Below are 4,515 nucleotides of genomic sequence, written 5' to 3' on the forward strand. Positions count from 1 at the left end.
CCGCCGGACAGACGGTCGTTGCCCACGCCGCCGAGCAGGCCGTCAGCGCCCTTGCCGCCGGACAGCCGGTCGTTGCCGTTGCCGCCAAGCAGGGCGTCGTCGCCGTCGAGACCGCTCAGCGTGTTGGCGCCGGTGTTGCCCTTGATCAGGTTGTCGTCGGCATTGCCGGTGCCGTCGATCGCCGCGGAACCGGAGAGCTCCAGCACCTCGAGGTTGGCACCGAGGGTGTAGGTGATCGAGGAGACCACGGCGTCGATGCCGTCATCCTCGAGTTCCACCACCACGTCGTTGATGTCGTCGACATGATAGGTGTCCCAGCCGTCGCCGCCCACCATGGTGTCGGCACCGGCCGCGCCATCGAGGACGTCGTCGCCGTCGAGGCCGGTCAGCGTGTTGTCGAGTTCGTTGCCGACAAGGGTGTTGTCGTCGGCATTGCCCGTGCCGAGCAGCGCGGAGCCGGCCAGCGTCAGGTTCTCGAAGTTCTCGCCGAGGGTATGGTCCATCGCCGACACGACCGTGTCGATGCCCTGGTCCGCCCGCTCCTCCATCACGTCGGCAAGATCGTCGATGTGATAGGTGTCGTCGCCGGTGCCGCCGATCATGTGATCCGCGCCGGTGCCGCCGTCGAGATCGTCATTGCCCGAGCCGCCGTAGATGGTGTCGTCACCGTCACCGCCGAGGACCGTGTCGTCGTCCGAGCCCGCATTGATCCAGTCGTCGCCGTCGCCGCCGTCGATCTCGTCGTCACCCGAGCCGCCGAGGATCGTGTCGTCGTCGGCACCACCGTCGACGATGTCGTCGCCGGAACCGGCGGTGACATGGTCGTCACCGGTCGCACCGTAGATCTTGTCCTTGCCGGAGCCGGCGACGATGACGTCATCGCCGTCGAAGCCGTAGATGCTGTCGGCATAGCTGCCGCCGCTGAGGACGTCGTCGAGCGACGTGCCCTCGACCAGTTCGTTGACGCCGTCGATGGTGACGGTGATCGTCTGGGTTGCGCCGTCGCTGGCGACGATCGTGAACGTGTCGGTGAGCGACTCGTCATCGCCGATGGCCTGGATGGCGGTCTGCGTGCTGTCCGCCGTGTAGGTCCAGGTGCCGTTGACGTTGAGCACCAGCGAGCCATAGGCGCCGGTGAAGGTGCCGCCGACGAGCGTCGTCGTGTCGCCAATGTCGATGTCGGTCAGGGTCACCGTGCCGGTGGCGATCAGGGTCGACGTTTCGTCCTCGGTCAGGGTCGCGGCAAGGGTGCCGGAGATCACGGACAGATCGTTGGTTCCCGTCGCGACGAAGAAGAACGGCTGAATGACGGGCGACAGGGATGCGTCCGAATAGGACACCAGGAAGACGTCATAGTAGCCCGCACTGGCGCCAAGGGCCTGCACGTTGGCCCGGCTGTTGTCGAGCGTATAGGTGACGACCCCGGTCTCGACGTCGAGCACGGCGGAACCGTAGAGGCCGTCCTTCGTCCACGTGCCGGCTTCGGCGTCTTCCGTCCAGCCGAACGTGGTCATGTACTGCGTATTGGGCGCCGCGTCGTCGCCATCGACATCCGTGACGGTGATGGTGGCGGTGACCGATCCGCCGCGTCCTCGACGGCATTTGCCGAGGGCGTACCCACGGTCACGACCGGGATGTCGTTGACGCCGGTGATGGTGATGGTGATGGTCTCTGTGTTGCCGTCCGAACCGGCGATGGTGATCTCGTCGGTCAGGGTCTCGCCGGCGCCCAGCGACTGGATGGCCAGTTGCGTGTTGTCGGCCGAGTAGGTCCAGGCACCGTTCGACTGCAGCACGATGCTGCCGTATGTGCCGGCGTAGGTGTCGGCATCGAAGGTCGGCGTGTCGTTCGTGTCCGCATCGGTGATCGTCGCGATGCCCGAGGCCGTCAGCGGCGAGGCCGTGTCCTCGGTCGCGCTGCCCGTGAGGTCGCCGCTGATGACGGACTCGTCGTCCACACCCTCGATCGTGAAGGTGGCCGTGCCGTAGCCGGTGTCGTCGCCATCGCCATAGAAGACGCTGAAGCCTTCCGTCTCGGTTTCGCCTGCGCCCAGCGCCTGGACCGGCGTTCCGGACCCGACCGCGAAGGTCATGGTGCCGGTCTCCTCGTCGAAGGAGGCCTCGCCATAGGCGCCGGTGCGCACCCAGACGCCGTCCTCGTTCTCGTCCGACCAGCCGGCCATCTGCATGGCGGAGGCGTCGATCTCGGTCTCGTCCTCCTCGATGTCGCTGACGGTGATCTGGGCCGTGGCAGTCTCCGACGTGCCCTCGGTGACGGTGCCCGACGAGCCGGCGAAGGTGACGGTCGGCGCGTCGTTGGTGCCGTTGATCGTGACCTTGAGGTCGATCAGCATGCCGTCGTCGGTGCGCACGGTGATGACGTCGGTCAGGGTCTCGCCATCGTCCAGTTCCTGGATGACGTCGAGGCTGTTGTCGACCGTGTAGTCCCAGCCGTTGGAGAGACCGTCGTTGACGGCATTCCCGATGACGACCGAGCCGTAGGCGCCTTCGTAGGTGCCGGCCTCGAAAGCGTCCCAGAGGACGTGCTGGGTGCTCGTTTCGTAGAAGATCAGCGAGCCGCTGGCCGTGAGGTCGCCAGCGTTGACCGCGGTGTCTTCCGTGACGGAAAGCGGCTCGACGAAGACGAGGGCTTCGGTCGATTCGACGTTGTCGGTCTCGTCGCCGATGGTGACGTCGAACTCGCCGTCACCCAGCGCATCGATGGTGTAGCTGTTCGGCGCGGCGTAGAACACGGCGATGTCGTCGCCGATGTTGCCCGACATGTTGTCGTTGCCGCCCTGCCCGTAGAGGACGTCGTTGCCGCTGCCGCCGATGACGTAGTCGTCGCCCTCGGCGCCGTAGATGATGTCGTTGCCGCCCTTGCCGTCGATGGTCTCGCCGCCCGACAGGCCGGTGATGGTCTCGTGCGCCGAGGTGCCGGCGATCATGGCGCCCGGCGTCGTGCCGGTGATGACCTCGTTGGCGCCGCGGATGGTGAAGGTGACGGTGCCGGGCGTCGCCGGAACCACGGCGTCGTGGTAGTAGACCGTGAAGCTCTCGGTCATCACGTCGCAGAGCCGAGGTCCTGGACGGCCGATGATTCATTGTCGAGCGTGTAGGTGACGACACCGGTCAGGCTGTCGAACACGGCGGTGCCGTAGGTGCCCGCCTTCGTGTAGTCGCTGTCGCTGCCGTCGACGAGCGTCCAGCCGCCGATCGCCATGTCGATCGGCGAGACCACGGCGGTTTCGCCGGCGTCGACGTCGGCGGCCGTCACCGTCGCGGTGGCGGTCAGTGTGCCCTCTTCGGCCAGATCACCCGAGACGTCCCCGACCGTGACGGTCGGCGCGTCCTGCTGGCCGGTGACGGTGATCGCGATGTCCTTCGTCGACGTGCCCCAGCCGTCGGTCACGTGGATCGTGAAGGTGTCGGTTTCGGAGCTGCCGCTCTTGAGGCCCTGCACGGCCTCGGAGCTGTTGTCGAGCGTGTAGACATAAGCGCCGGTGTCGGGGTTGAAGACGATCGTGCCGTAGTTGGACGTCTGGGACCAGGTGTTCGTATTCCCGTCGAGAGTCCAGCCGTCGGCGACCATCTCCACCGAGGAATAGGCAAGATAGGACGCGTCTTCGGTATCGACGTCGGCGATGCTGATCGTGCCGCTGGCAGAGGTGTCGGAGTCTTCGGCGACGGCCGAGTCGGTGGCAGTCAGCGTGATGTCCGGCAGGTCGTTGGTGCCGGTGACGCGGACGGTGACGACGAGTTTGGTGTCATTGTCCGAAATCACCGTGATCTGATCGTCGACGAAGACACCCTCGCCCAGCGCCTGCACGTCCTCGGAGGCATTGTCGAGGACATAGGTCCACTCGCCGTCCTCGGACATGGTGAGGGTGCCGTAGGTGCCCTCATAGGTGTCGGCCACCCAGCGCCCGGCGCCGACACGACGGTGCCATCGTTGGTGGTCAGCACCAGCGCGCCGGAGACGGTCGTCGCGCTTTCCTCGACGACGTCACCGCCGGCGCCGAAGACGTAGGCGTCGACGTTCAGGATCGTGTCGGTTTCACCGGTCGGTGCGTAAACCACCTCGGTCGCCGAAATGAGGCTGTAGTCGTTGTACTGGCCGAGGAAGACCGCCGTGTCGGTGGCGGTGTTGTCGTGCAGGCTGTTGGAGGGCAGACCGACCAGCCGGTCGTCGCCGCGGCCGCCATAGAGGATGTCGGCGTAGTCGGCGTCGGTGCTCACGTCCGCAAGCAGCGTGTCGTTGCCGTCAAAGCCGAAGATGACATCATCGCCGTTGCCGCCGACCAGAACATCCACGTCGTCGGTGCCGAGGATGGGATCGGTCACGCCTTCGATGTTGACCGTGATCTCGAAGCTCTGGCCTTGATTGGTAAAAGTGAAAGTCTCCGTGACAGACGATCCGGTCGACAGGGCGTCCGTATCTTCATCCTCGTCATCAAGAACATAATAGACCTCCCAGCCGTTGGTGCCTCCGTCGGCGATAAGATGACCATAGGTG

General features: G+C 65.6%; 4 protein-coding genes. All 4 read right to left on the reverse strand.

From position 1 onward, the window contains the following. Nucleotides 1–1,514, reverse strand: a 1,514-nt coding sequence (locus tag A6302_RS19385; protein WP_210183404.1) for a VCBS domain-containing protein, incomplete at its 3' end; no start/stop codon positions are given. Next, nucleotides 1,511–3,064, reverse strand: coding sequence for a VCBS domain-containing protein (locus tag A6302_RS19390; RefSeq protein ID WP_069308405.1), 1,554 nt, complete (start codon nt 3,062–3,064; stop codon nt 1,511–1,513). The genes A6302_RS19390 and A6302_RS19385, both read right to left, overlap by 4 nt. Then, complete coding sequence (locus A6302_RS23725; RefSeq protein ID WP_069308406.1) at nt 3,064–3,879, reverse strand: VCBS domain-containing protein; 816 nt, start codon at nt 3,877–3,879, stop codon at nt 3,064–3,066. Before A6302_RS23725 ends, A6302_RS19390 begins: the two co-directional genes overlap by 1 nt. Continuing rightward, the coding region (locus tag A6302_RS24930) for a calcium-binding protein (RefSeq protein WP_245294162.1) at nt 3,780–4,515 on the reverse strand (736 nt) is incomplete at its 5' end. The genes A6302_RS23725 and A6302_RS24930, both read right to left, overlap by 100 nt.

This window comes from Methylobrevis pamukkalensis (genome assembly GCF_001720135.1).
Taxonomy (GTDB): domain Bacteria; phylum Pseudomonadota; class Alphaproteobacteria; order Rhizobiales; family Pleomorphomonadaceae; genus Methylobrevis; species Methylobrevis pamukkalensis.

What these genes read in the sequence shown, in the direction of transcription:
- A6302_RS19390 (WP_069308405.1), bottom strand. Translation starts at nt 3,064, where the DNA reads ATGACCGAGAGCTTCACGGTCTACTACCACGACGCCGTGGTTCCGGCG.
- A6302_RS23725 (WP_069308406.1), bottom strand. Translation starts at nt 3,879, where the DNA reads ATGTCCGAGGACGGCGAGTGGACCTATGTCCTCGACAATGCCTCCGAG.